Annotated in this window: 22 protein-coding genes; 10 read left to right on the top strand and 12 right to left on the bottom strand. The window is 70.7% G+C overall.

Annotation, left to right across the window (positions count from 1 at the left end; all coding sequences use genetic code 11):
* Positions 1-664: 664 nt before the first annotated feature.
* Entirely contained in the window at positions 665-1,435 is a 771-nt protein-coding gene (locus Scani_RS02605; RefSeq protein ID WP_246295456.1) for a phosphatase PAP2 family protein, read from the top strand.
* Positions 1,436-1,560: 125 nt separating this feature from the next.
* Here Scani_RS02605 and Scani_RS02610 read toward each other — a convergent pair whose 3' ends face one another.
* From Scani_RS02610 to Scani_RS02635, 6 genes are all read right to left on the bottom strand, one after another.
* Complete coding sequence (locus tag Scani_RS02610) at positions 1,561-2,979, bottom strand: NAD(P)/FAD-dependent oxidoreductase (RefSeq protein ID WP_159469628.1); 1,419 nt, start codon at positions 2,977-2,979, stop codon at positions 1,561-1,563.
* A 5-nt stretch (positions 2,980-2,984) separates the two neighbouring features.
* The gene (locus tag Scani_RS02615; protein ID WP_159469630.1) at positions 2,985-3,833 is read right to left on the bottom strand and encodes an ABC transporter permease; all 849 of its coding nucleotides are present in this window, start codon (positions 3,831-3,833) and stop codon (positions 2,985-2,987) included.
* Positions 3,833-4,771 carry an ABC transporter permease gene (locus Scani_RS02620; protein WP_159469632.1) on the bottom strand — a complete coding sequence of 313 codons (939 nt, stop codon included), beginning with the start codon at positions 4,769-4,771 and terminating at the stop codon, positions 3,833-3,835. Before Scani_RS02620 ends, Scani_RS02615 begins: the two co-directional genes overlap by 1 nt.
* Positions 4,768-5,931, bottom strand: coding sequence for an ABC transporter ATP-binding protein (locus Scani_RS02625; RefSeq protein ID WP_159469634.1), 1,164 nt, complete (start codon positions 5,929-5,931; stop codon positions 4,768-4,770). Before Scani_RS02625 ends, Scani_RS02620 begins: the two co-directional genes overlap by 4 nt.
* Before the next feature lie 55 nt (positions 5,932-5,986).
* Positions 5,987-7,234, bottom strand: a complete 1,248-nt coding sequence (locus tag Scani_RS02630) for an ABC transporter substrate-binding protein (RefSeq protein ID WP_159469636.1) — start codon at positions 7,232-7,234, stop codon at positions 5,987-5,989.
* A 106-nt stretch (positions 7,235-7,340) separates the two neighbouring features.
* Entirely contained in the window at positions 7,341-8,870 is a 1,530-nt protein-coding gene (locus Scani_RS02635; RefSeq protein ID WP_159469638.1) for a gamma-aminobutyraldehyde dehydrogenase, read from the bottom strand.
* Positions 8,871-9,071: 201 nt separating this feature from the next.
* Between Scani_RS02635 and ybiA the strand changes: the two genes are divergently transcribed.
* Together ybiA and Scani_RS02645 are read left to right on the top strand one after the other, a co-directional pair.
* A complete protein-coding gene (gene ybiA / locus Scani_RS02640) occupies positions 9,072-9,692 on the top strand; it encodes a riboflavin biosynthesis intermediates N-glycosidase (RefSeq protein WP_159469640.1) in 621 nt (206 codons plus the stop codon).
* A 118-nt stretch (positions 9,693-9,810) separates the two neighbouring features.
* Positions 9,811-10,833, top strand: a complete 1,023-nt coding sequence (locus Scani_RS02645) for an adenosine deaminase (protein WP_159469642.1) — start codon at positions 9,811-9,813, stop codon at positions 10,831-10,833.
* Positions 10,834-10,985: 152 nt separating this feature from the next.
* Here Scani_RS02645 and Scani_RS02650 read toward each other — a convergent pair whose 3' ends face one another.
* Positions 10,986-12,167 carry an ABC transporter substrate-binding protein gene (locus tag Scani_RS02650; RefSeq protein WP_159469644.1) on the bottom strand — a complete coding sequence of 394 codons (1,182 nt, stop codon included), beginning with the start codon at positions 12,165-12,167 and terminating at the stop codon, positions 10,986-10,988.
* Positions 12,168-12,312: 145 nt separating this feature from the next.
* Entirely contained in the window at positions 12,313-13,767 is a 1,455-nt protein-coding gene (locus Scani_RS02655) for a gamma-aminobutyraldehyde dehydrogenase (RefSeq protein ID WP_159469646.1), read from the bottom strand.
* Positions 13,768-13,946: 179 nt separating this feature from the next.
* Here Scani_RS02655 and Scani_RS02660 point away from each other — a divergent pair, with 179 nt between their 5' ends.
* The 4 genes from Scani_RS02660 (at position 13,947) to Scani_RS02675 (ending at position 17,884) form a co-directional block, all read left to right on the top strand.
* Positions 13,947-14,420, top strand: a complete 474-nt coding sequence (locus Scani_RS02660) for an Lrp/AsnC family transcriptional regulator (protein WP_052860613.1) — start codon at positions 13,947-13,949, stop codon at positions 14,418-14,420.
* 2 nt (positions 14,421-14,422) lie between these two features.
* The gene (locus Scani_RS02665) at positions 14,423-15,784 is read left to right on the top strand and encodes an aspartate aminotransferase family protein (RefSeq protein WP_159469649.1); all 1,362 of its coding nucleotides are present in this window, start codon (positions 14,423-14,425) and stop codon (positions 15,782-15,784) included.
* 214 nt (positions 15,785-15,998) lie between these two features.
* Entirely contained in the window at positions 15,999-16,739 is a 741-nt protein-coding gene (locus tag Scani_RS02670; RefSeq protein WP_159469651.1) for an ABC transporter ATP-binding protein, read from the top strand.
* Positions 16,721-17,884, top strand: a complete 1,164-nt coding sequence (locus Scani_RS02675; RefSeq protein ID WP_159469653.1) for a hypothetical protein — start codon at positions 16,721-16,723, stop codon at positions 17,882-17,884. Before Scani_RS02670 ends, Scani_RS02675 begins: the two co-directional genes overlap by 19 nt.
* 282 nt (positions 17,885-18,166) lie before the next feature.
* Here Scani_RS02675 and Scani_RS02680 read toward each other — a convergent pair whose 3' ends face one another.
* Positions 18,167-18,610: a RidA family protein gene (locus Scani_RS02680; RefSeq protein ID WP_371872299.1), complete on the bottom strand. Its 444-nt coding sequence runs from the start codon at positions 18,608-18,610 to the stop codon at positions 18,167-18,169.
* A gap of 117 nt (positions 18,611-18,727) precedes the next feature.
* On the opposite strand from Scani_RS02680, the gene Scani_RS02685 reads away from it, so the two are divergent.
* The 3 genes from Scani_RS02685 to Scani_RS02695 all read left to right on the top strand — a co-directional run bounded on the left by Scani_RS02685 (position 18,728) and on the right by Scani_RS02695 (position 21,417).
* A complete protein-coding gene (locus Scani_RS02685; RefSeq protein WP_159469655.1) occupies positions 18,728-19,135 on the top strand; it encodes a MarR family winged helix-turn-helix transcriptional regulator in 408 nt (135 codons plus the stop codon).
* A 1-nt stretch (position 19,136) separates the two neighbouring features.
* Entirely contained in the window at positions 19,137-20,303 is a 1,167-nt protein-coding gene (locus tag Scani_RS02690) for an LOG family protein (protein WP_159469657.1), read from the top strand.
* A 184-nt stretch (positions 20,304-20,487) separates the two neighbouring features.
* A complete protein-coding gene (locus Scani_RS02695; RefSeq protein ID WP_159469659.1) occupies positions 20,488-21,417 on the top strand; it encodes a DMT family protein in 930 nt (309 codons plus the stop codon).
* Between the two features lie 150 nt (positions 21,418-21,567).
* Here Scani_RS02695 and Scani_RS02700 read toward each other — a convergent pair whose 3' ends face one another.
* Genes Scani_RS02700 through Scani_RS02710 form a run of 3 tightly spaced genes read right to left on the bottom strand, consistent with a single transcriptional unit; the run spans position 21,568 to position 25,424 of the window.
* Positions 21,568-22,641 (bottom strand): ABC transporter ATP-binding protein, encoded by a 1,074-nt coding sequence (locus Scani_RS02700; RefSeq protein ID WP_159469661.1) that lies wholly within the window; start codon positions 22,639-22,641, stop codon positions 21,568-21,570.
* Positions 22,642-24,372, bottom strand: a complete 1,731-nt coding sequence (locus Scani_RS02705; protein WP_174872640.1) for an ABC transporter permease — start codon at positions 24,370-24,372, stop codon at positions 22,642-22,644. It abuts the gene before it with no gap.
* On the bottom strand, positions 24,348-25,424 hold the full coding sequence (locus tag Scani_RS02710) for a thiamine ABC transporter substrate-binding protein (protein ID WP_174872597.1): 1,077 nt from the start codon (positions 25,422-25,424) through the stop codon (positions 24,348-24,350). The genes Scani_RS02705 and Scani_RS02710 overlap by 25 nt, the downstream gene beginning before the upstream one ends.
* Positions 25,425-25,584 lie beyond the last annotated feature (160 nt).

Here is a 25,584-nt window from a genome sequence, read left to right on the forward strand (position 1 = left end):
AGGTGTCCGACGGTCCGACGGCGAGGTAGCCCGCCCCCTTGGCGCATCGTTGCTTCCGGGCGGCCCGGGGGCGCCGCCCGGAAGGGCGGCCCCAGGGGGCGCCGGAGCCGTGCCCGGCTTCGTACCCGTGTACGCGCTCCGCTCCGCGCCCCTTCCCCTGCCCGCTCCGCGCCCCTTTCGCTGCTCGCTTCCGCGTCCTTCTCTGCCCGTTCCCTGCCCCTTCTGTGCTCATTTCCGGGGTCATTTCCGTGCGGAAGCGCGCAACTGGAGGCATGGCGTGAAGAAGATGTGCGGGGGCCATGGCGGCCGGGTAATGCGACTGTCGGGTGCGCCCGCCGTGCCGTACGGTTCCAGCAGATGAGAGAAACACCCCGCTCGCAGGGGACTGCGGGCGACGCCCGGTCGGCGCTTCCCCGGTTCCGATCAGGCCGTGCCCTCGCGCACAACACCGGGACCCCTGGCAAAGGGGGCTCCGGGAATCCTCACCGATCGGATGTCCGCCCGCCCCATACCCCCCGGGGCGCGCGGAACACCGGTCAGCGCGGCCGCCTCGGAACCACCCCCCCCTGTTCCGAGGCGGCCGACCCTTTTTCCGAGCTCCGCCGACCCGTCGGGTCGCGGCTCCCTCCGCTTCTCGCCCCTGTGGGCCGGTGTCTTCAGCGCGTTGCTCTTCGCCGTGCTCACCTGGCAGGTGGCCTGCCACGGCCCGCTGCGCACCCTCGATGAACGGCTCGGCCGCGCCCTCGCCACCGGGAGCCTCCCCGCCGGGGCCGCCGAGTTCTGTGCCGATCTCGGCAATACGGCCGTGGCGCTGCCGGTGCTGTTGGTGGTCATGGTGTGGGCAGGGTGGCTGGGGTGGCGGCGACAGCGGGAGCGGCACGGAGCGGGCCAGGGCGGCGAGGACGCGGACCAGGGTCCTGCTCCGGTGCGCTGGTGGCTGCCGCCGCTCGCCGCCGGCCTCGCACTGGCCGTGGTACCCGCGCTGGTCGTCCCGCTCAAGCTCTGGATCGCCCGCCCGGGACCTCCGCAGATGACCGGCGACGCGCCCGCCTTCTACCCGTCGGGCCATGGCGCCACGGCGGCGGTGGCGTACGGAGCGGTGGGGCTGTTGCTGATCCACAGTCGCCGCGGGATGCGGACGGGCGACGGTGCGACCCCCGCCCGTCCACACCCTCCGACGGCCCCGGCCACAACCACAACCACAACCACAACGACAGTTGCCGTCACCGTCGCGGTCGTCCTGCTCAACGTGGGCGTCGGCATCGGCCTGGTGCGCCGGGGCTATCACTGGCCGCTGGACGTGCTCGGCAGCTGGTGTCTGGCCGGTGTGCTGCTCGCCGCCTGGTGCGCGGTGTGCGACCGGTGGTCCGCGGGGAGCGGGGGCCGGGCGGTGCGCCGGAGGACGTCCGGTGGGCTCGGGGCGGACGGGGTCTGAAGGGAAGACGGGCCTGATGAGCCGACGGAGCCTGAAGGGCTGACGGGGGCCGCCCTGGACCTGACGGGCCGGCTCACCACGCGACGGGGGCGGGCGACTCGCCGTCGCCCGCCCCTCGTCGGGCGTCAGCTGTCGAAGCCCAGCCCCACCTTGTCCATGGCCTTCAGCCACAGGTTGCGGCGGCCGCCATGGGTGTCGGCCCGGGTCATGGACCACTGGGTGATCCCGATGCCGGCCCACCGCAGCGGCTCGGGCGGGAAGGGGAGCGGCTTGCTGCGGACCATCTCCAGCTCCGTACGTTCGGTGCGCTCCCCGGCGAGCAGGTCGAGCATCACGTCGGCACCGAAGCGGGTGGCGCCCACCCCGAGGCCGGTGTAGCCGGCGGCATAGGCGACCCGGCCCGCGTGCGCGGTGCCGAAGAAGGCCGAGAAACGGGAGCAGGTGTCGATGGCGCCGCCCCAGGTGTGGGTGAAGCGCAGCCCCTCCAACTGCGGGAAGCAGCGGAAGAAGTGCCGGGCGAGCTTCTCGTACGTGGCCGGGTGGTGGTCGAACTCGGCACGTACGCCGCCGCCGTAGCGGTAGACGATGTCGTAGCCGCCCCACAGGATGCGGTTGTCCTCGGTGATGCGGAAGTAGTGGAAGTGGTTGTTGGAGTCCGAGAGGCCCTGGCGGTTCTTCCAGCCGATGGCGGCGAGCTGTTCCTCGGAGAGCGGCTCCGTCATCAGGGCGTGGTCGTAGACCGGGACGATGTACGGGCGGATCCGCTTGACCAGTGACGGGAAGGCGTTGGTGCCGAGCGCGACATGGCGGGCGAAGACCCGGCCGTAGGGCGTGCGGACGGCCATGCCCATGCCTTCGGAGGCGAGGTCGGTGGCCCGGGTGCGCTCGTAGATGCGGACGCCGAGTCCCAGACAGGCCTGCTTCAGGCCCCAGGCGAGGCGGGCCGGGTTGATCATGGCGACGCCATCGCGGTCCCACAGGCCGGCGCGGAAGGTCGGCGAGTCGACCTCGGCGCGCAGGGCGTCCTCGTCGAGGAAGGTGTGCCGGTCGAGGCCGAGCCCCGCGGCGTCCTCCGCGAACTCCTTGAGTTCGGCGACCTGGTAGGGCTCGGTGGCGATGTCGATCTCACCGGTGCGCTCGAAGGCGCAGTCGATGTCGTAGCGGGCGACGGTCTCCTCGATGGCGTCGAGGTTGCGGATGCCGAGCTCTTCGAGGGTGGCCAGCTCGTTCGGCCAGCGGGCCAGGCCGTTGCCGAGGCCATGGGTGAGGGAGGCGGCGCAGAAGCCGCCGTTGCGTCCGGAGGCCGCCCAGCCGATCTCGGCGCCCTCGATGAGGACGACATCGCGCTGGGGGTCGCGCTCCTTGGCGATCAGCGCGGTCCACAGCCCCGAGTAGCCGCCGCCGACGACGAGCAGATCGCAGGTCTCGTCGCCGACGAGGGCGGGCAGGGCGGCCGGGCGGTCCTTGTCGGCAAGCCAGAAGGGGGTGGGTTCGGCGTCCGCGAGCGCATGCGCGGCGGACGGGGTCATGGCAGCTCGTGCCATGGTTCTCAGCTCCTCTTGCTCCTCTTGCGGCGGGCGTCGGCCAGCTGGCCGACGACTACGCACAACACGGCGAGCAGGAACATCGCCGTGCCGATGACGTTGATCTGAACGGGCGTGCCGCGCTGCGCCGATCCCCAGACGAACATGGGGAAGGTGACGGTGGAGCCGGCGTTGAAGTTGGTGATGATGAAGTCGTCGAAGGACAGGGCGAAGGACAGCAGGGCGCCGGCCGCGATACCGGGGGCGGCGATGGGCAGCGTCACCCGCAGGAAGGTCTGCACGGGTGTGGCGTAGAGGTCCTGGGCGGCCTGTTCGAGGCGCGGGTCCATGCTCATCACCCGGGCCTTGACGGCGGTGACCACGAAGCTCAGGCAGAACATGATGTGGGCGATGAGGATCGTCCAGAAGCCGAACTGGATGCCCATGTTGAGGAAGAGGGTCGCCAGCGAGGCGGCCATGACGACCTCGGGCATCGCCATCGGCAGGAAGATCAGGGTGTTCACGCCGGCGCGGGCGCGGAAGCGGTAGCGGGCCAGCGCGAACGCGATCATGGTGCCGAGGACGGTCGCGCCGACGGTGGCCCACAGCGCGAGCTGGAGGCTCAGGCCGAGCGAGCCGCACAGGTCGGCGACGCCGCACGGATCGCTCCAGGCGTCCGTGGAGAAGCGCTGCCACTGGTAGTTGAAGCGGCCGTTGGGCTTGTTGAAGGAGAAGACCATCACCACGAGGTTGGGCAGGACCAGGTAGCCCAGCGTGCACAGGCCCGCGATCGTGATGAGGTGGCGGCGCAGCCAGCGCGGGCCCCGGTTCGGGGTGCGGGCCGCGGTGGCTTCGGTGGTCTCGTGGACGGCCATCAGACCAGATCCTCCGTCCCGGACTTGCGGATGTAGATCGTGACCATGGCGAGGATGGCCGCCATGAGGAGGAAGGAGAGGGCGGCGGCGGTCGGGTAGTCCAGGACCCGCAGGAACTGCGACTGGATGACGTTGCCGATCATCTTCTGGTCGGTGGAGCCCAGCAGTTCGGCGTTGATGTAGTCACCGGCGGCCGGGATGAAGGTGAGCAGGGTGCCCGCGACGACACCGGGCATGGACAGCGGGAAGGTCACCCGGCGGAAGGTGGTGGACGGCCGGGCGTAGAGGTCCCCGGCGGCCTCGTGCAGACGCGGGTCGATGCGCTCCAGCGAGGTGTAGAGCGGCAGGACCATGAACGGCAGGAAGTTGTAGGTCAGTCCGCAGACGACGGCGAGCGGGGTGGCGAGCACCCGCTGTCCTTCGGTGAGGCCCAGCCAGCTGGTGACGTCCAGGACGTGCAGCGAGTTCAGGACGCCGACGACCGGTCCGCCGTCGGCCAGGATCGTCTTCCAGGCGAGGGTACGGATCAGGAAGCTGGTGAAGAACGGGGCGATGACCAGGATCATCACGACGTTCCGCCAGCGCCCGGCCTTGAACGCGATGAGGTAGGCCAGCGGATAGCCCAGGAGCAGGCAGAGCACGGTGGCGGTGGCGGCGTAGAGCACGGAGCGGACGAACTGCGGCCAGTACTCGCCGAGCGCGTCCCAGTACGTCGCGAAGTGCCAGGTGACCTTGAAGCCCTCTTCGAGGGAGCCGGTCTGGATCGAGGTCGACGCCTGGTAGACGAGCGGGGCGGCGAAGAAGACGATCAGCCACAGGATGCCGGGGAGCAGCAGCCAGTAGGGGACGAGGCGCTTGCGGGCGGGGGTCTTGTGGATGCCGGGGGCCGCGGCCGCTGCCTGCCCGTCCGGTGGCGCGGGCGTCTCGGTCGTGGTCACGCGGCCTCCTCGTCGAGGTCCGCGCCCGCCTGCATGTCCTGGGCGGCGTCCAGTCCGAAGGTGTGCGCGGGGCTCCAGTGCAGGACGACCTCGGCGCCGGGGACCAGCCGCCCGTCGCGTTCGATGTTCTGCTCGTAGACGGCGAGTTCGCCCAGGCCCGGAGCCTCGATCACGTACTGGGTGGAGACCCCGATGAAGCTGGCGTCCTTGATGCGGGCGGGCAGCCGGTTGCGGCCGTCGGCGATGGTCCCGGCGTCGTCGGCGTGCGCCAGGGTCACCTTCTCGGGCCGGAAGCCGGCGAGCACCTTCTCGCCGGTGCGGGCCGTGGCGCTGCACCGGCCGGCGGGCAGCCGCAGCTTGGCGTCACCGGCCTTGAGGAGCAGCTCCTCGCTGCCGGCCTCGACGACCTCGGCCTCGATGAGGTTGGAGGTGCCCAGGAAGTTGGCGACGAAGGTGGTGGCGGGGTTCTCGTAGAGGTCGGCGGGGGCGCCGAGCTGTTCGACCCGGCCGCCGTTCATCACGGCCACGGTGTCGGCCATCGTCATGGCCTCCTCCTGGTCGTGGGTGACGTGCACGAAGGTGATGCCGACCTCGGTCTGGATGCGCTTGAGCTCCAGCTGCATCTGGCGGCGCAGTTTGAGGTCGAGGGCGCCCAGCGGCTCGTCGAGCAGCAGTACCTGCGGGTGGTTGATCAGCGCGCGGGCGACCGCGACGCGCTGCTGCTGGCCGCCGGAGAGCTGCTGGGGCTTGCGGCGCGCCATCGGACCGAGCTGGACGAGGTCGAGCATCTCCTCGACCTGCTTCTTGACGGACTTGATGCCGCGGCGGCGCAGGCCGAAGGCGACGTTCTCGTAGATGTCCAGGTGCGGGAAGAGCGCGTAGTTCTGGAAGACGGTGTTGACCTGCCGCTTGTACGGCGGCAGGACGGTGACGTCCCGGCCCGACAGTTCGACGGTGCCGGTGGTGGGCTCCTCCAGCCCGGCGATCATGCGCAGGGTGGTGGTCTTGCCGCAGCCCGAGGCGCCCAGCAGCGCGAAGAAGGAGCCCGCGGGGACGGTCAGGTCGAGCGGATGGACGGCGGTGAAGGAGCCGTAGGTCTTGCTTATCCCGTGGAGGCGGACGTCGCCGCCACTGCTCTGGGGGGTCGCGGAGTGGGTCATGTCGGTCGTCCCGTGGGTCGGAGGGCGAAGCGGCTCGGGGGCCCGGGAGGGGGGATCAGGCGCCGGTGAGGTCGGAGAACTTCTGGGCGAACTCCTTGTTCTCCTTGGCGGTCAGGGCGCGGAAGGAGTGGGAGCGGGCGGCCATCTCCTTGTCCGGCAGGATCAGCGGGTTGTCCGCCGCCTTCTTGTCGATCTTGGCGAGTTCCTCGCGCACTCCGTCGACGGGGCAGGCGTAGTTGATGTACGCCGCGAGCCGGGCCGCCGCCTTCGGCTCGTAGAAGTAGTCGATGAGCCGTTCGGCGTTCTGCTTGTGGCGGGCCTTGTTCGGCACCATGAGGTTGTCGGTGGACACCATGTAGCCGGTCTTCGGGATGGCGTAGGCGATGTCCGGGTTGTCGTTCTGGAGCTGGACGATGTCGCCCGCCCAGGCCACACAGGCGGCCAGATCGCCCTTGTCCAGGTCCGTGGTGTAGTCGTTGCCGGTGAAGCGGCGTATCTGCTTGGAGTCGACGCCCTTCTGGAGCCGGGCGAGGGCCGCGTCGTAGTCGTCCGCGGTGACGTCCTCGGGCCGCTTGCCCATGTCGAGCAGGGTCAGGCCGACGCTGTCGCGCATCTCGGAGAGGAAGCCGACCCGGCCCTTGAGCTGCGGGTCCTCCAGCAGCTGGCTGACGGAGTCGACCTTCTTCCCGCCGGTGGCCTTCTTGTTGTACGCGATGAGGGCGGGGATGCCCTGCCACACGTAGGAGTGCGCGCGGCCCGGGTCCCAGGCGGGGTCGCGGTACTGCGCCGAGAGGTTGGCGTAGGCGTGCGGCAGGTTGGCCGGGTCCAGCTGCTGGATCCAGCCGAGGGAGATCATCCGTGCGCACATCCAGTCGGTGAGCACGATCAGATCGCGGCCGGTGTCCTGGCCGGCCGCCAACTGGGCCTGGATCTTGCCGAAGAACTCGTCGTTGTCGTTGATGTCCTCGGTGTACTTGACGGCGATGCCGGTGCGCCGGGTGAAGTGCTCCAGCGTCGGACGGTGCTTGCCGTCCTCGCTGACGTCCATGTACTCGGTCCAGTTGGAGAAGCTGAGCCGCTTCTCCGCCCTGGAGTGGTCGTCGGAACGGCCGGCGTCCGTACGGCCCGCGGGCGGGATCCCGCAGGACGCCAGGGCGCCGAGGCCGCCGACCGTGGCCGCCATGGCGCCGCCCGCGCGCAGCAGCGAGCGGCGGGTCATGGCGAGGCGGCCGTGCGTCGCACTGTGGCGCATGGCGGTGAGTTCGGCCGAGGACAGGGGTTCGGGCTGCTCGTGGTGCTCCATGCGCAGTGCCCTTTCAGGGGGATGAGCCCGGCGCTCGGCCGGTGGTGACGAGGCCCGCGGCGCCGGCCGCAGGGGGAGGGGCCCGGGGGCCCGAGCGGGGCGTCCCTTACGGGCGGTCCCCGAAGATCGTGCGGTGCCAGTCCTTGCGCGCCACCGCGGTGTTGTCGTACATGACGTGCTTGACCTGGGTGTACTCCTCGAAGGAGTAGGCCGACATGTCCTTGCCGAAGCCCGAGGCCTTGGCCCCGCCGTGCGGCATCTCGCTGATGATCGGGATGTGGTCGTTGACCCAGACGCAGCCCGCGTTGATCTCTCGGGTGGCGCGGCCGGTGCGGTAGACGTCCCGGCTCCAGGCGGAGGCGGCCAGCCCGTAGGGGGTGTCGTTGGCCAGCGCGATGCCCTCGTCGTCGCTGTCGAAGGGCAGCACGACCAGCACCGGGCCGAAGATCTCGGACTGCACGATCTCGCTGTCCTGTGCGGCCCCGGCGATCAGCGTGGGCCGGTAGTACGCGCCCTTGGCCAGCTCGCTGTCCTTGCCGAAGGCGGGAGCCTCGCCGCCGGTGACGACGGTGGCGTAGTCGCGTGCCCGGTCGACGAAGCCGGCCACCCGGTCGCGCTGGGCGTGGGAGATCAGCGGGCCCAGGTCGGTGGACGGGTCGAAGGGGTCGCCGAGCCGTACGGTCGCCATCAGATCGGCGACGCCGCTGACGAAGGCGTCGTAGAGCGGGCGCTGGACGTAGGCGCGGGTGGCGGCGGTGCAGTCCTGGCCGGTGTTGATCAGCGCTCCGGCGACCGCTCCGTGGACGGCGGCCTCCAGGTCCGCGTCGTCGAAGACCACGAAGGGGGCCTTGCCGCCGAGTTCGAGGTGCAGCCGCTTGACGGTGCCGGTGGCGATCTCGGCGACGCGCTTGCCGACGCCGGTCGAGCCGGTGAAGGAGGTCATCGCCACGGAACGGTGGCCCACCAGGTGCTCGCCGGCGTCCCGGCCCGCCCCGGAGATGATGTTGAGGACGCCGTCCGGCAGCCCCGCGCGCTGGGCGGCCTGCGCGAACAGCAGCGAGGTGAACGGGGTGATCTCGGCGGGCTTGAGGACGATGGTGTTGCCCGCGGCGATGGCCGGCAGCACCTTCCAGGCGGCCATCTGGAGCGGGTAGTTCCACGGCGCGATGGAGCCGACGACGCCGATGGGCTCGCGGCGGATGACCGAGGTGTGATCGGCGCTGTATTCGCCGGCCGCCTTGCCCTCCAGATGACGGGCGGCGCCCGCGAAGAACGCGGCGTTGTCGATCGACCCCGGTACGTCGAACTCCTCGCTGAGCTTGATCGGCTTTCCGCAGTTCAGCGATTCGGCGGCGGCGAGGTCGGCGGCGTCCTCGGCGAGCGCGGCCGCGAAGCGGTGCAGGGTGTCGGAGCGCTCACCGGGCGTGGCGCCGCCCCACTCCACGAACGCCCGCTGCGCAGCCTGCACGGCGGCGTCCACGTCCGCGGTACCCGCGAGTTCGTAGGAGTACACCGTCTCGCCGGTCGCCGGGTCCACGACGGCCTGGGTGCGGCCGGAACTGCCGCTCCGGAGACTGCCTGCGATGAATTGGGCGCCCGCGGCGAATCGCTCGGTGGCATCGAATCGGTGATCCATGGTGCTCTCCTCCGCCGGGCACCGAGGCCGCTCAGCGGCACGGCCTGGCGTAGCTATTTCCGGAATCGATGGCCGATCTTGACAGAATAGAAGGGTCTCAACAAGGGATTCCGTTGTTGCCTTTTGGTTACGCGACGAATTCTGCGATTCTCGTAGGAGGAGCCCCGACACGTTGTCAGTGCCCGCTGACAGAATCCCGGCATGATGCACGACAACGCGGGGACCACCACGGGGGAAGCGGAGGTGCGGGCCGCGGACGGTCCGCGCTCGGTCGACGAGCTCCGGCGCGCGACCGACGCCGGGAAGCGCGTGAAGTACGTCCACTTCTGGGGCCACAGCCCCCGGCGCGACGGCAGCCTGGGCGCGAGCTGCTTCAGCCAGTGGTGGCCTTCCCCCTTCACCGTCGACGGGGTCCGGTACGCCACCGCCGAGCACTGGATGATGGCCGGCAAGGCCCGGCTGTTCGACGACGCGGAGGCGGAGCGGTGCGCCATAGCGGCCGGGCACCCCAAGCAGGCCAAGGACGCCGGGCGCCGGGTCCGCGGCTTCGACGAGGAGACCTGGCGGCGGCACCGCTTCGGCCTGGTCGTCGAGGGCAGCGTCCATAAGTTCGGCCAGGATGCCGCGCTGCGGGAATTCCTGCTGGGCACGGGCTCCCGGGTCCTGGTGGAGGCCAGTCCGCTGGACCGGATATGGGGCATCGGCCTCGCGGCCGACGACGAGCGGGCCGCGGACCCGGCCCGCTGGCGGGGCCTGAATCTGCTGGGCTTCGCACTGATGGCGGCGCGGCAGACCCTCCGGGAGACCGGCCCGAAGCCGTAGGCCGGGCTCGAAGGTGCCGGAGCCGGTGTGCGGACCTGCGCCCCACTCCCCCACCCGCCCCGCTTAGCATGACGGAGCCCCTCCGCGCACCGTGCGCACTCATTGACAGGAGGAACCGTTGTCCGGTCTCGATGCCTTCATTGCGGACCTGCCCAAGGCGGAGCTGCACGTCCACCACGTCGGATCGGCCTCACCGCGGATCGTCGCCGAACTGGCGGCGCGGCACCCCGACTCCGCCGTCCCCACCGACCCCGAAGCGCTGGTCGACTACTTCACCTTCCGCGACTTCGCGCACTTCATCGAGGTCTATCTCTCCGTCGTGGACCTGATCCGCGACGCCGAGGACGTCCGGCTGCTGACGTACGAGGTCGCCCGGGACATGGCCCGGCAGCGCATCCGCTACGCCGAGCTGACCGTCACCCCCTTCAGCTCGACCAGCCGCGGCATTCCCGACGCGGCGTACGTCGAGGCGATCGAGGACGCCCGTAAGGCCGCCGAGGCCGAGCTGGGCGTGGTGCTGCGCTGGTGCTTCGACATCCCCGGCGAGGCGGGCCTGCAGGCCGCCGAGGAGACCGCCCGGATCGCCTGCGACCTGCAGCCCGAAGGCCTGATCTCGTTCGGGCTCGGCGGCCCCGAGATCGGCGTCCCGCGCCCGCAGTTCAAGCCGTACTTCGACCGCGCCATCGCCACCGGTCTGCACTCCGTGCCGCACGCCGGGGAGACCACCGGCCCCGGCACGATCTGGGACGCCCTCACCGAGCTGCGCGCCGAGCGCATCGGCCACGGCACGAGCGCCACCCAGGACCCCGCGCTGCTCGCCCATCTCGCCGAGCACCGCATCCCGCTGGAGGTCTGCCCCACCTCCAACATCGCCACCCGCGCCGTGCGCACCCTGGAGGAGCACCCGCTCAAGGAGATGGTCGACGCGGGCCTGCTGGTCACGATCAACAGCGACGACCCGCCGATGTTCGGCTCGGACCTCAACACCGAATACGGCGTCGCCGCCCGGCTGCTGGGGCTGGACGCCGAAGGCGTGGCCGGCCTCGCCAAGAACGCCGTCACCGCCTCCTTCATGGACACCGCCGCCAAGGCACGGCTGACGGCCGAGATCGACAGCTACACGGCTTCGTGGCGCGGCTAGCCACCCGCACCGCCGGGCCGTGACCGCCCGCCGTCGCCGCGCCTGCCCGCACCGAGGCGGGCGGGGCGGCGGGCGGGCGCCGACCTGCGACACACCCCGCGCGGCGCGACGTCTCGGGGCGCGGCCGGGCGGCGAGCCCCCACTCCCTCCCCCTACAACCCCACGATCGCGTTCCACTCCTTGGCGAATTCGGTTCGCTCCTTGGAGGTGATGTCGCGGGCGATGGCCAGCCGCTTGCGCATCGAATCATCGGGGAAGATCAGCGGATCCTCGGCGAGCGCGGCGCGTTCCTTGTCCTTGGAAGAGGCCAGCACCTCGCGCGCGGCCGGTACGGGACAGACGTAGTTGACCCAGGCGGCCAGCTCCGCGGCGACCTCCGGCTGGTAGTAGTAGTCGATCAGCCGCTCGGCGTTGCGCTTGTGCTCCGCGAGGTTGGGGATCAGCAGGCTCTCCGCCCACAGCTCGGCGCCCTCCTGCGGCACCACGAACTCGATGTCCGGGTTGTCCGCCTGGAGCTGGATCACATCGCCGGAGTAGGCCTGCGCCGCGAGCACATCGCCGGAGTCCAGGTCCTTGATGTAGTCGTTGCCGGTGAACCGCCTGATGTGGCCCTTGCTCACGAGGCGGCGCACCCGGTCGGTCATGCGGTGGAAGTCGTCGGCCGTCCAGCGCGTGATGTCCACGCCCTCGCCCTGCATCAGCAGCGCGAACGATTCGTCGAGCCCGGAGAGCAGCGTGACCCGGCCGCGCAGATCGTCCTTCCACAGGTCGGAGGTGTGCTTGATCTCCCGGCCGAGCTTCTTGCGGTTGTAGGCGATGCCGGTGATCCCGGACTGCCAGGGCACGGAGTGGGTGCGGCCCGGGTCGAAGTGCGGGGTGCGCAGCAGCGGATCGAGGTGCGCGGCGACATGCGGCTGGGCCGCCCGGTCCATCTTCTGGACCCACCCCAGCCGGACGAACCGGGCGCACATCCAGTCGCTGATGACGATCAGGTCCCGGCCGGTGCTCTGGTGGTTCATCAGCGAGGGGCTGATCTTGCCGAAGAACTCGTCGTTGTCGTTGATCTCCTCGGTGTACGTGACGGAGATCCCGGTGCGCCGTTCGAAGGCGTCGAGGGTGGGCCGGCGCTGCTTGTGACGGTCGTCGACGTCGATGTAGAGCGGCCAGTTCGCGAAGACCAGCTTCCGGTCCCGCGCCGACCGGTCCGCTCCCCCGCGGTCGGCCTCCTCGACGTACGCGGGCGGCACCCCGCAGCCGGTCATGGCGGCCAGCGCCCCCGTCACACCGATTCCGCCCATACCTCGGAGCAGCGCACGCCGCGAAAGATCAGCCATGGCCAGCACTCTCACGCGCCGCGGGCGGAGGCGGCAAGAGACAGAGCGTCCATTGCCGGGCCTCCGCCCGCGACGGTGTGTCGAGCGTTCCGCGCCGCCCGACGGTGCGGATCCCCGGATCAGCCGGCCGGGGCTGCCGGTCGGCTCAGCCGTCCAGCGAGGTCATCACGTGCTTGATGCGGGTGTAGTCGTCGAAGCCGTAGGCCGAAAGGTCCTTGCCGTAGCCGGACTTCTTGAATCCGCCGTGCGGCATCTCGGCGACCAGCGGGATGTGGGTGTTGATCCACACGCAGCCGAAGTCGAGGGTCTTGGACATCCGCATGGCGCGGGCGTGGTCCTTGGTCCACACCGAGGACGCGAGTGCGTACTCGACGCCGTTGGCCCACTGGACCGCCTGCTTCTCGTCGGAGAAGGACTGGACGGTGATGACCGGGCCGAAGACCTCCTGCTGGACGATCTCGTCGTCCTGCTTGAGACCCGAGACGACGGTCGGGGCGAAGAAGTAGCCCTTGTCGCCGACCTGTTCGCCGCCCGCCTCGATCTTGGCGTGCGCGGGCAGCCGCTCGATGAAGCCCTTGACCTGCTTGAGCTGGTTGGCGTTGTTCAGCGGACCGTAGAGCACGTCCTCGTCGTCGACCGCGCCGGTCTTGGTCTCCGCGGCGGCCTTGGCCAGCGCGGCGACGAACTCGTCGTGGATGGACTCGTGGACGAGGACGCGGGTGGCGGCCGTACAGTCCTGGCCGGCGTTGAAGTAGCCGGCGACCGAGATGTCCTCGACGGCCTTGGCGATGTCGGTGTCCTCGAAGACGACGACCGGCGCCTTGCCGCCCAGCTCCAGGTGGACCCGCTTGAGGTCCTTGGAAGCGGATTCGGCGACCTGCATACCGGCCCGCACGGAGCCGGTGATCGAGGCCATCGCGGGGACCTTGTGCTCGACCATCAGGCGGCCGGTCTCGCGGTCACCGCAGATGACGTTGAACACGCCGCGGGAGTGGCCCAGTTCGTCCAGCACGCTGCCGATGATGTCGGCGATCAGCACCGTGGAGGCCGGGGTGGTGTCGGAGGGCTTGATGACGACGGTGTTGCCCGCGGCCAGCGCCGGGGCGAACTTCCACACGGCCATCATCATCGGGTAGTTCCACGGCGCGACCTGGGCGCAGACGCCGACCGGCTCGCGGCGGATGATGGAGGTGAAGCCCTCCATGTACTCGCCGGACGCGCGGCCTTCGAGCATCCGGGCGGCACCCGCGAAGAAGCGGATCTGGTCCACCATCGGCGGGATTTCCTCGGAGCGTACGAGCGCGATCGGCTTGCCGCAGTTCTCGGACTCGGCGGCGATCAGCTCCTCCGCCCGCTCCTCGAAGCGGTCGGCGATCTTGAGCAGGACCTTCTGGCGCTCGGCCGGGATCAGGTCGCGCCAGGCGGGGAAGGCGGCCTCGGCGGCAGCCATGGCCGCGTCCACGTCGGCGGCGGCCGAGAGAGGGGCGGTGGCGTATGCCTCACCCGTCGCCGGGTTGACCACCTCCGTGGTCCGCCCGTCGGCGGCGTCCCGGAACTCCCCGTCGATGTAGTTGCGCAGACGACGCAGTGCGGTGGTCACTGTGCGCCCCCTTCAGTCAGATATCCGGTGGTGTGAACATCCACCCTAGCCATGGAACCCACGTTTTCAACACACCCGCCACTCAGGAACAACGGAATCAGTGGAATCTCGATCGCAACACGACTAATTTCATCGATTTGGGGTTGCAAGACTGACGAGGCTCGTGCACAGTGAACGACGTGGCCACTCGTGACAGAAACGGCACCCCGTCGATCGACTCCGTCTCCCTGGCGATCATCGAGCAGCTCCAGGAGGACGGGCGCCGTCCGTACGCCGCCATCGGCAAGGCCGTCGGCCTGTCCGAAGCGGCGGTACGCCAGCGCGTACAGAAACTGCTCGACCAAGGCGTGATGCAGATCGTCGCGGTCACCGACCCCCTCACGGTCGGTTTCCGTCGGCAGGCAATGGTCGGCATCAACGTCGAAGGTGACCTCGACCCCGTGGCCGACGCCCTGACGACCATGGAAGAGGTCGAGTACGTCGTCATGACGGCAGGCTCCTTCGATCTCCTCATCGAGATCGTCTGCGAGGACGACGACCACCTTCTGGAAATGATCAACAAGCGGATCCGCACGCTTCCCGGCGTCCGGACCACCGAGAGCTTCGTGTACCTCAAGCTCCGGAAGCAGACCTACACCTGGGGAACGAGATAGCAATGAGCGGCGACCTCTCCAAGACGGCATACGACCACCTGTGGATGCACTTCACCCGCATGTCGTCGTACGAGAATGCCCCCGTGCCCACGATCGTGCGCGGCGAGGGCACCAACATCTACGACGACAAGGGCAAGCGCTACATCGACGGCCTCGCCGGCCTCTTCGTGGTCAACGCCGGCCACGGCCGGGTCGAGCTCGCCGAGACCGCCTACAAGCAGGCGCAGGAGCTGGCCTTCTTCCCCGTGTGGTCCTACGCCCACCCCAAGGCGGTGGAGCTTGCCGAGCGTCTGGCCCACCACGCGCCGGGCGACCTCAACAAGGTCTTCTTCACCACCGGTGGCGGCGAGGCCGTCGAGACCGCCTGGAAGCTGGCCAAGCAGTACTTCAAGCTCACCGGCAAGCCGATGAAGCACAAGGTGATATCCCGCGCGGTGGCCTACCACGGCACCCCGCAGGGCGCCCTGTCCATCACCGGTCTGCCCGGATTGAAGGCCCCCTTCGAGCCGCTGGTCCCCGGCGCGCACAAGGTCCCGAACACCAACATCTACCGCGCCCCGATCCACGGTGACGACCCCGAGGCCTTCGGCCGCTGGGCCGCCGACCAGATCGAGCAGCAGATCCTCTTCGAGGGCCCCGAGACCGTCGCCGCGGTCTTCCTGGAGCCGGTGCAGAACGCCGGCGGCTGCTTCCCGCCGCCCCCCGGCTACTTCCAGCGGGTCCGCGAGATCTGCGACCAGTACGACGTGCTGCTCGTCTCCGACGAGGTCATCTGCGCCTTCGGCCGCCTCGGCACGATGTTCGGCTGCGAGAAGTTCGGCTACGTCCCGGACATGATCACCTGCGCCAAGGGCATGACCTCGGGCTACTCCCCGATCGGCGCCTGCATCATCTCCGACCGCCTGGCCGAGCCGTTCTACAAGGGCGACAACACCTTCCTGCACGGCTACACCTTCGGCGGCCACCCGGTCTCCGCGGCCGTCGGTGTCGCCAACCTGGACATCTTCGAGCGCGAGGGCCTCAACAAGCACGTCCTCGACAACGAGGCCAACTTCCTGAACACCCTGCAGAAGCTGCACGACCTGCCGATCGTCGGCGACGTCCGCGGCAGCGGCTTCTTCTACGGCATCGAGCTCGTCAAGGACAAGGTCACCAAGGAGTCCTTCAACGACGAGGAGACCGAACGCGTCCTGTACGGCTTCCTCTCGAAGGCGCTGTACGACAACGGTCTCTACTGCCGCGCCGACGACCGTGGCGACCCGGTCATCCAGCTCGCCCCGCCGCTGATCGCCGACCAGCAGGTCTTCGACGAGATCGAGCAGATCCTGCGCTCCGTCCTCACCGAGGCCTGGACCAAGCTCTGATCCTCGGGTCGCCTCCTGGTGCACTCGTTCACAACTGAACATCCCGCGGCTCAGATTCACTCGTTTCAAGCCATACGAGTGAATCTGGGCCGTTGTGCTGCCAAGCCACGAATACCGGGGGTCACCAGTCTTTACCGTGCTGGTGACCGATACCCTCCATGGTCGTTCACCCGGTCGGGGGAACGATTCGACGCCTACAACAAGAGGTGCGCAGATGGTGGCCCCGCCTGACAACGACGTTCTCTGGGCCCGTGGCCTGCACCACGGGTACGGCGGCACCTCCGCACTCGCCGGAGTCTCCGTCGGCGTCCGCGAAGGCGAGATCCTCGCCGTCACCGGCCCGCGCGGCAGCGGCAAGACCACCCTCCTGAAATGTCTCTCCGGTCAACTCGTCCCGTCCGAGGGGGAGATCTGGTTCAACAGCTCCCCCGTGCACACGCTCTCCTCCCCCAGCCGCGAACGGCTGCGCCTGGACCGGTTCGGCTGGATCGACACCGAACCGCATCTCGTCCCCGAACTCACCGCCTGGGAGAACGCCGCCCTCCCCCTCCTGCTCCGCGGCACCGGCACCCGCACCGCCAAGCACACCGCCGTGGAATGGCTGGACCGCCTCGACGTCGGCATGTGCGCGAGACGCCGCCCCGCCCAGCTGGACCAGTCCCAGCGCCAGCGCGTCGCCATCGCCCGCGCGCTCGCCACCACCCCCCAGGTGCTGTTCGCCGACGAACCGACCGCCCCGCTGCACCGCACGGACGGCACACAGGTGCTGCGCACCCTCACCACCGCGGCCCGCTCGCACCAGATCACCGTCGTCCTGGCGACCCACGACCCCGAGATCGCCACGCTCGCCGACCGGTCCCTGGCGCTCCTCGACGGACGCCAGTCCAGCGCCGCGCCCGCCGCCGCCGGTTCCTCCGATGAGGAAAGCAGGGCAGCGTGCTCGCTCTCCGTCTAGCCCGCGGCTCTCACCCCCTCGTCCTGCTGCGCCGCCTCTGCGTCGCCCTCGCCGCCGCCGGCACCGGCTTCCTGATGCTCTCCACCATCGGCCACGCCGCCGGCCACCCCTCCGCGGCCGACGAGTCACTGCTGCGCCTGCTGTGGTGCACGGCCCCGCTCGCCGCCACGGCCCAGTTCGCGGTGTCGACCGCCCGCACGGATCCCGCTGCCCGCCTGCAGCGCGGTATGACCGCGGCCGGTCTGGGCCCGCTCCGTCTCACCCTCCTCGCCACCGTCTCCACCACGCTGACCTGTGTCCTCGGTGTCCTCGTCGCACTGCTGGTCTTCCTCCGTCTCCGCGGCGACCTCGGCGGCCCGTCCGCTGTCCGCTTCGACGCCGACCTGCTCGGCGTCGGCCATCCGCTGCCGCTCGTCGGCGCCCTCATGCTGCTGGCGACCGTGCCGCTGACCGCCGCGGTGGCGACCGCCGTCGCCCTGCGTCCACGGCACGAGGCCGGGGACGCCGAGACCGAGGGCAGCCCCAGGATCGCCCCGCCCTCCGGTCTCCCGTGGGGCATCGCCATGGCCGCGGCCGGCCTGGCCATCGAGGCGTACACCAGCCGCGGCACCGGCGCCCACGGCGGCCTGCTGCCGCTCCCCGGCCGGCTGATCGGCAGCCCTCCGGGAGTGCTGGCCGGCTGGGCGCTGTCGACCTTCGGTCTCGTGCTGGCCGGGCCCGGTCTGGTGCATCTGTGCGGCCGGCTCCTCTGCGCCGGCCGGCCCGGCGCACTGCGTCTGCTGTCCGGACGGGTGCTCCAGGAGGAGTCGCACCGCCTCGGCCGCCCGCTCGGCGTTCTGTGCGCGGTCGGCTCCGCCGCGTACGCCGCCATGAAGGTGTACGAAGCCTCGCCCTCCCGTCCTTTCGGCCTGCTCACCGCCATCGGCGCGGCGGTCGTCCTCGCCTGTGTCACCGCCAGCGCGCTCACTGCCGCCCTGGAGTCCCGCTCGGCCCGCGCCCGCACCACGGCCGCCCTGCGCCGCCTGGGTGCCTCCGCCTCCGTCCTCTACCGGGCCGCGGCCCTGCGCGCCCTGGCACTGGTGATCGTCCTGGCACCCTTGACCTGGACCGTCGCAGAGATGGCCACACTTCCGCTGGTGCATTGAGGGGCGGACGGGCCGGGGGCAGTCGTCGCACGCCGAGGGTCGCGACGGCTCCCGCCCCCACCCCGTCCGCAGCGCCCCTCCCCTAGGCCGGCCGGCGACGCCACTGCCGGACCAAGGTGCTTCGTCCACGACCCGGCATCACACGGCGACGCAATCGCGAGCGGAAGGACGGACTCGCCGACAGGCGGACGTACGGGCGGATGGGCTGACGGGCTGACGGGCTGCCGGGCTGACGGCCACCGCATGCCCCCACCCACCCCAGTAAGAGGCAATCGGCCCCCCTCAGCGAGCGAGGGCCGTGACCTCGACCTCTATGCGCCAGTCCGGCCGGGCCAAGGACGACACTTCCAGGAGGGTGTCCGCGGGATAGGGCTCCGACAGGAACTCCCCGCGCAGGGTGAGGACATGGCCGAGGTCGGCAGCCATGTCCGTCACGAAGATGCCCGCCTTCACCACGTCCGCGAGCGAGGCACCCGCTGCCGCGAGCACCCGCTCGACGTTCGCGAACGCCTGCCGACCCTGGGTCAGGAAGTCGTCGGAGACCGTCCGCCCCTGCGCGTCGATGCCGGCCTGTCCCGAGACGTGGATCAGTCCGCCCGCCCTGATGGCCTGCGAGATCCTGTACGGCTCGTACCAGTCCGGCGTCGTGGCGATCCGCTCGATCTCCGGCCGCCCCTGCGATCCGGCAGCGACGTCATCCGCCGACATCGGCATCGTCGTCGTCATAGCTCTCCCCCTAAGTTCCATGCACTTACATCAATTGCATGCACATGCATTAGTTTCCGCTGCATGTACGCTGCTGTCAAGAGCCCGTCGGCGCACGGCAGATGAAGGCGGAGGGCGATGGACGCGGAGCACTGGGACCGGCTGGGGACGCTGCACACCCGCGTCGAGCAGGAGCTGGCCAAGGCCCTGCAGCAGCATCACGGCATCGGACTGTCCGAGTACCGCGCGCTCGCCAGGCTCGCTCAGGCGGACGACGGCGAGCTGCGCATGCAGGAGCTCGCCGACCTCATCGGCCTCAACCAGAGTTCCGTGAGCCGGCTGGCCTCCCGCCTGGAGTCGTCCGGCCTGACCCGCCGCGACCTGTGCCCCGACGACCGGCGCGGGGTCTACAGCGTGATCACGGACCAGGGCCGTGACGTACACGACCAGGCGCGCCCGACCTACGACGGCGCACTGCGCGCCGCGCTCGACGCCGCGGCGGCGGACGGGCACCTCGGCCCCCTGGTGGCATCACTGCGGTCCTAACATGACGGACGTGCAGTCGAATACAGAGTCCTCAGCGTCCCGCCGCTTCCCGGCCCACGACGACAACCGCGACCACGAGATCGAATCCCTGGCGGAGTTCGACCGGGTGGTCGCCGCGGGCAGCCTCGCCGGACACCGCGTCCAGTCGGTCGATCTGACGGACCGTACCTTTGCGCTGCTCAGCACGGACACCACGGAATCCGTGTTCCTCGGCTGCGTCATGGAACCGGACGCCGCCGCCAAGATACGGGCCGGCGGCTCCCTGGTCTTTCCGCCCGTACCGGACCTGCCGTTCGATCCCTACCGTGGCAGCCTGTACGGCCCGGACGAACTCTTCGAGGGGCTGGCCGAGGCCGGCTACGACGCCACCCCGGACGCCCGCGCCTACCGCTGGTACCAGGAGACCAAGTCGGACGGCGACATCTTCGCCTCGATGCTGCGCAGCATCCACGACGACGCCGTCTCGGACGCCCTCGACGAACACCTCATCGGTGCACAGGTGGTGGGCATCATGGGCGGCCACGCCCTGCGGCGCGATTCCGCGGACTACGCGGGCGCGGCCCGGCTCGGCCGCCGGCTCACCCGTAGTGGCCTGACCGTCGCGACAGGCGGCGGGCCCGGCGCGATGGAGGCGGCCAACCTCGGGGCGTACGCCGCGCCCTTCGAGGACGAGATGCTCGACGGCGCGCTGGAGCAACTCGCCAAGGCGCCGCACTTCTCCGAATCGATCACCGAATGGGCGCGGGCCGCCTTCGACATCCTGCGGAGCCGGCCGGGCGGCGGGACCTCGGCAGGTATCCCCACCTGGTTCTACGGCCATGAGCCGCCGAACGTCTTCGCGTCCCACATAGCCAAGTACTTCGTCAACGCGGTGCGCGAGGACGGCCTGCTGGCGCGTTCGAACGCCGGCGTGGTGTTCCTCCCGGGCGCGGCCGGAACCGTCCAGGAGATCTTCGACAATGCGACGCCCAACTACTATCAGTCGCGCGGCGAGCCGACCCCGATGGTGCTGGTGAACCGCGAGCACTGGACCGAGAGGCTGCCCACCTGGCCACTGCTCCAGGCGCTCGCGGCGGACCGCCCCATGGCGGCCAGGATCGCCCTGGTCGACTCGGTGGACGAGGCCCCGGAGGCGCTGTCCCGGCTCCGCTCCGAGAGCGTTTCCTGACCCGGCGCCGGCGGCTCCGCCTCCCCCGTGCCGCGCCGAGCCCCGGGCTCCGGCGCGGCCTCCCCCGGTCCGGCCGGCCGGCGGGTTCGCCAGGGGAGGCAACTCCCGTCCCGGAATGCGCGTCTGCCAGGCCGGACACATCACACCTGCACATGGTTCAGTCAGCGGTCGAACGGAGCTCTTGGTGATCATCGGTCTTCTGACGGCCGTGGCGGCGTCGGCCTGCTACGGCACGGGATCGGTCCTGCAGGCGGTGGGCTCGCGCAAATCCGCCCGCCGCGAGGCGGCCGAGGCCTCCACCACAGGTGTCACCCAGCACGGCGGCCCCAGCCTGTCGTCGACCGCGAAAGCCGCCGTGACCTGGGAGTTCATGGTCGGCACCGTGCTGGACTTCATAGGGTTCGGGCTCGGCGCGCTGGCCGCCCGGCTGCTGCCGCTGTTCCTCTCCCAGACCGTGATCAGCGCCAACCTCGTGATCACCGCGGTGCTGAGCATCAAGCTGCTCGGCATCCGGCTCTCCCGGGCCGAGTGGAGCTCGATCGCCGTGGTCTGCGGGGCGCTGGTGCTGCTGGCCACGGCCGCCGGGCCGGAAGGCAGCGGCCACACACCGATCGCCGCCCACTGGTGGCTGCTCGTCGCGTCCGTCGTGCTCATCGGCGGCGGCACCCTGATCGTGCGACTGCTCGGCGGACGGGCCGCGATCCTCGCGGGTCTGCTCTCCGGCCTCGGCTTCGGCGCCCTGGGTGTCGGCGTACGGGTACTGAACGGCGTGGACCCCTTCCACCTGCCGTCGCTGCTCGGCGACCCCGCCCTCTACGCGATTCTCGTCGCGGGTCTCGGGGGCATGTACCTGCACACCGTCGCCCTGCAGATCGGGTCGGTGAACGGTGCCACGGCGGCGCTGGTGGTGGGCGAGACGGTGGTCCCGGGCATCCTCGGGGTGTTGTGGCTGGGCGACTCCTCACGCCCGGGATTCGCCTGGGTCGCCGCCCTCGGGTTCGTGGTGGCCGTGGCGGGCGCCGTGGCGGTCGCCTGGTTCGGCGAACCGGAACCGGGGACGGAGCCCGGCGCGCCGTCGGCGGGAGAGGCGAAGACGGAGGTGGCGGCGCGCTGAGCCCCAAGGGCTCCCGGCGTGCCGCACGTACAGCGGGGCAGTCGGCGGGAAACCGGAACCGGAAGCGACCGGGCGCACGGTCGAAATCGCCCCGCGTCCGGGAGACCACCGGCCTCTCTCCGCGCGGTCGGCCCGCCGTATCCACCGTGCTCACCCCGCCGTATCCGAAGCACCCAGCACCACCACATCCTCGGCCGCGAAGGCGATGCCCACCCGCTCCCCCACCTCCGGCGCGTCCCGCAGTGCGCAGGCCGCCTCCACCTGCGGTCCGGCGGCCGGCTGGAGCAGCAGGGCGACATGGGTGCCACGGAAGGTGCGCGCCGCGACCGTAGCGGGCAGGCCCTCCGGGACGGCGGTCAGCCGTACTCCGGCCGGACGTACGAGCAGGCGGCACGGCCCGTCCGGCGTACCGGCCGGGACCGGCACCTTGCCCCAGGCGGTGGCGGCCGCCTCGCCCTGCACCGTCGCCCCGACCACATTGTCGAAGCCGAGGAAACGGGCGACGAATTCGGTGGCGGGCCGCTGCCAGACCTCCAGTGGGGTGCCGGTCTGCGCGATCCGGCCGTCCTGCATCACCACGACCCGGTCGGCGAGCGCGAAGGCCTCGCCCTGGTCGTGGGTGACCGCCAATACGGTGGTGCCCAGTTCACGGAAGAGGCGGCGGAGTTCGACGACCAGTCGTTCGCGCAGCCCGCGGTCGAGCTGGCCGAGGGGCTCGTCCAGCATCAGCAGGCGCGGGCGGGGGGCCAGCGCGCGGGCCAGCGCGACCCGTTGCTGTTCACCGCCGGACAGGGAGGCCACGGCGCGCCGCTGGGCGCCCGGCAGCCCGACGAGGTCCAGCAGTTCGGCGACCGTGCGCTCCCGGTCCGCACGTGCGGACCGCCGCATCCGCAGCCCGAAGGCGACGTTCCCCTCGACATCGTGCTGCGGGAAGAGCTGGTGGTCCTGGAACATCAGGCCGACCCCGCGCCGGTGCGCGGGCACCCCGGACTGCTCCCGCCCCTCCAGCAACACCGTCCCCGCATCGGCCTGTTGGAGTCCGGCGACCACCCTCAGCAGGGTGGACTTGCCGCTGCCGCTCGGCCCCAGGACGCACACGATCTCGTGCGCGGCGACGTCCAGATCCACCGCGTCCAGTGCGGGGCGCCCCGCGGTGCCGAAGCGGACGCTCACCCCGCCCAGCCGCAGCAGCTCGCGCGCAGTGGTCCCGGCCCGTGCCGTCATCTAGAACTCCCCGGAGTGGTCGAGGGGGCGCAGGCGCTCCAGTACCAGCAGGGCGGCGGCGCACACGACCATCAAAATGGTCGACAAGGCCATCGCCTGCCCGTAGTTGAGCTCTCCCGCACGCCCCAGCAGGCGTGCCACGGCGACCGGCAGCGTCGGCTGGTCCGGCCGCGCGATGAAGACCGTCGCGCCGAACTCGCCGAGCGAGACGGCGAAGGCGAAGCCCGCGGCGATCAGCAGGGCCCGCCGCACCATCGGCAGATCGACCTCGCGCCACACCCGCCACGGCGAGGCGCCGAGCACGGCGGCCGCCTCCCGCAGCCGCCCGTCGACCGCCCGCAGGACCGGCAGCATCGTCCGGACCACGAACGGCACCCCCACCAGCGCCTGGGCGAGCGGCACCAGCCACCACGAGGCGCGCAGATCGAGCGGGGGTGCGTCGAGGCTGATCAGGAATCCGAAGCCGACGGTCACCGCGGACACCCCGAGGGGCAGCATCAGCAACGCGTCGAAGCCGCGCACGAACCGGCTGATCCAGGCCGTCCGCCCCATGGGGCCCCTGCGGAGCCGGGGAAGGGTCAGCGCGGCGGCCGCCAGCCCGCCCACCACCAGCGCGATCGCCGTGGCCGCCGCCCCGTAGGCGAGTGAGTTCCACAGGGCGTCCAGGGGTGCGACGGCGAAGGTGCTGTCGGCGGTCGCGGCGGACCGCAGTGAGGTGTAGAAGCCCGCCCCGTAGCCGTGCGGCCCGGCGAACGACCGCTCCACGAGGACCGCGAGCGGCACGAGGAGCAGGAGGGTGATGACGGCGAGCGTCCCCCACAACAGCGTCCACTGGCCACGGCCGCGCGGCCGGTGCGCGGTCTGCGAGGCGGGCACCAGCCGCAGGGCGGTCTCCCGGCGGCGCACGGTCCAGGCGTGCAGGGCCAGTACGCCCAGTACCGCCGCGAATTGGACCAGGGTGAGGACGGCGGCCGTCGGCAGGTCCAGGAACTCCGCGGTCTGCCGGTAGATCTCCACCTCCAGCGTCGCGAAGGTGGGCCCGCCCAGAATCTGCACCGCCCCGAAGGAGGTGAAGGTGAAGAGGAAGACCATCAGCGCGGCGGCCGCGACGGCGGGTCCCAGGGCCGGCAGCGTCACCCGCCGCCAGGCCGCGAACCGTCCGGCGCCCAGCATCCGCGCCGCCTCTTCCTGCCGCGGGTCGAGCTGGGCCCACAAACCGCCGACGGTCCGCACGACCACGGCGTAGTTGAAGAACACATGGGCGAGCAGGATCGCCCACACCGAGGTGTCCAGGCGCACACCCCACAGCTCGTCCAGCAGCCCGCCCCGCCCGACCAGCGCCAGGAAGGCCGAGCCGACGACGACGGTCGGCAGCACGAACGGCACCGCCACCACTGCCCGCAGCAACTGCTTCCCGGGGAAGTCGAAGCGCGCGAAGACATAGGCGCCGGGCAGCGCGATCAGCAGGGTCAGCCCCGTGGAGGCGGCCGCCTGCCAGACGGTGAACCACAGCACATGGACGATGTCCGGGTCGCTCAGCACGGCACCGAACCGGCCGAGCTGCCACTGTCCGCCGTCCTTCAGCCCCCGTCCCACGATCGCCACGACCGGATAGGCGAAGAACAGCGCGAAGAAGGCGAGCGGCACCGCCATCAGGCCGAGCCGCACCGCCGTTCCCCGTACGGGCCCGGGGCGCCGGCTGCGGGCTACTTCAGAACGAGCGAGGACCACTGCTTGATCCACTGTTCGCGGTTCTTGGTGATCGTCTCGGGAGGCAGCGTCGTGGGCTTGTCGATCGTCGTGCCGTACTTGGTGAACAGCTGCGGCACCTTGGCGTCCTCGCGCGCCGGATTGACGAACATCTGCAGCGGCACGTCCTCCTGGAACTTCCGGCTCACCAGGAAGTCCAGCAGCGCCTTGCCGCCCTTCTCGTTCTTCGCGCCCTTGAGCAGGCCGCCGAATTCGATCTGGCGGAAGCAGGTGCCCGCCGCGACGCCCGTCGGTGCCTCCTCGGGCGCGGGCTTCTTGCCCAGCACCTCGGCCGGCGGGCTGGAGGCGTAGGAGACCACCAGCGGCTTGTCGCCCTTGCCCTTGCCGGCCGCGGAGCCCGAGAACCGGTCGTTGTAGGCCTGCTCCCAGCCGTCGACGACCTCGACGCCATTGGCCTTGAGCTTCTTCCAGTAGCCCTGCCAGCCGTCCTGCCCGTACTTCGCGATGGTGCCGAGCTGGAAGGCGAGCCCCGGGGAGGAGGTGGCGGAATTCTCCGTGACGAGCAGCCCCTTGTACCGGGGCTCCAGCAGATCGTCGAAGCTCTTCGGCGGCGCGATCTTGTGCCGGGCGAAGTAGCCGCGGTCGTAGTTGACGCAGATGTCGCCGTAGTCGAGCGGGGTGACGCGGTGTTCGCCCTTGTCGAGCTGCAGCGCCGCGGGCACCTTGTCCAGGCCCTTCGCCCGGTACGGGGTGAAGAGGCCCTCGTGCAGACCGCGGGAGAGCAGGGTGTTGTCGATGCCGAAGAACACATCGCCCTGGGGGTTGCCCTTGGACAGGATCGCCTGGTTCACGGCCTTGCCGGCGTCCCCGCCCTTGAGGATCCTGACCTTGTAGCCGCTCTCCTTCTCGAAGGCGGCCAGGACGGACTTCGAGACGTTGAACGAGTCGTGGCTGACGAGCGTGACCGTCTTGGCGCCCGCGCTCCCGCCGCCCGAAGCACCGCATGCGGCGAGTGCGGACATGCCGACCGCGGCGGCGACCGCCGTGGCGGTGATCCTGCTGGTGGTTCTCACTGGTTCCTCCTGGCTGGCCAGGAAGAGACGCGGCCCTGCCCGGTGTCCGCGGCTCCCCGCGCCGGAGGGCGCGGGGAGGGAACTTCGGGCAGGGCGCAACAGCATGAGTGACGACCGAACTTCCTACCCGGAATGACCCGGGCGAGGTTCAAGGGTCTGC

The organism is Streptomyces caniferus (assembly GCF_009811555.1).
Classification (GTDB): Bacteria; Actinomycetota; Actinomycetes; order Streptomycetales; family Streptomycetaceae; genus Streptomyces; species Streptomyces caniferus.

Excerpts from the sequence above, each read along its gene's own strand:
- Scani_RS02610 (WP_159469628.1), bottom strand. The coding sequence starts at position 2,979 with ATGGCACGAGCTGCCATGACCCCGTCCGCCGCGCATGCGCTCGCGGAC.
- Scani_RS02615 (WP_159469630.1), bottom strand. The coding sequence starts at position 3,833 with ATGGCCGTCCACGAGACCACCGAAGCCACCGCGGCCCGCACCCCGAAC.
- Scani_RS02625 (WP_159469634.1), bottom strand. The coding sequence starts at position 5,931 with ATGACCCACTCCGCGACCCCCCAGAGCAGTGGCGGCGACGTCCGCCTC.
- Scani_RS02630 (WP_159469636.1), bottom strand. The coding sequence starts at position 7,234 with ATGGAGCACCACGAGCAGCCCGAACCCCTGTCCTCGGCCGAACTCACC.
- Scani_RS02635 (WP_159469638.1), bottom strand. The coding sequence starts at position 8,870 with ATGGATCACCGATTCGATGCCACCGAGCGATTCGCCGCGGGCGCCCAA.
- ybiA (WP_159469640.1), top strand. The coding sequence starts at position 9,072 with ATGATGCACGACAACGCGGGGACCACCACGGGGGAAGCGGAGGTGCGG.
- Scani_RS02650 (WP_159469644.1), bottom strand. The coding sequence starts at position 12,167 with ATGGCTGATCTTTCGCGGCGTGCGCTGCTCCGAGGTATGGGCGGAATC.
- Scani_RS02665 (WP_159469649.1), top strand. The coding sequence starts at position 14,423 with ATGAGCGGCGACCTCTCCAAGACGGCATACGACCACCTGTGGATGCAC.
- Scani_RS02670 (WP_159469651.1), top strand. The coding sequence starts at position 15,999 with ATGGTGGCCCCGCCTGACAACGACGTTCTCTGGGCCCGTGGCCTGCAC.
- Scani_RS02680 (WP_371872299.1), bottom strand. The coding sequence starts at position 18,610 with ATGACGACGACGATGCCGATGTCGGCGGATGACGTCGCTGCCGGATCG.
- Scani_RS02685 (WP_159469655.1), top strand. The coding sequence starts at position 18,728 with ATGGACGCGGAGCACTGGGACCGGCTGGGGACGCTGCACACCCGCGTC.
- Scani_RS02690 (WP_159469657.1), top strand. The coding sequence starts at position 19,137 with ATGACGGACGTGCAGTCGAATACAGAGTCCTCAGCGTCCCGCCGCTTC.
- Scani_RS02700 (WP_159469661.1), bottom strand. The coding sequence starts at position 22,641 with ATGACGGCACGGGCCGGGACCACTGCGCGCGAGCTGCTGCGGCTGGGC.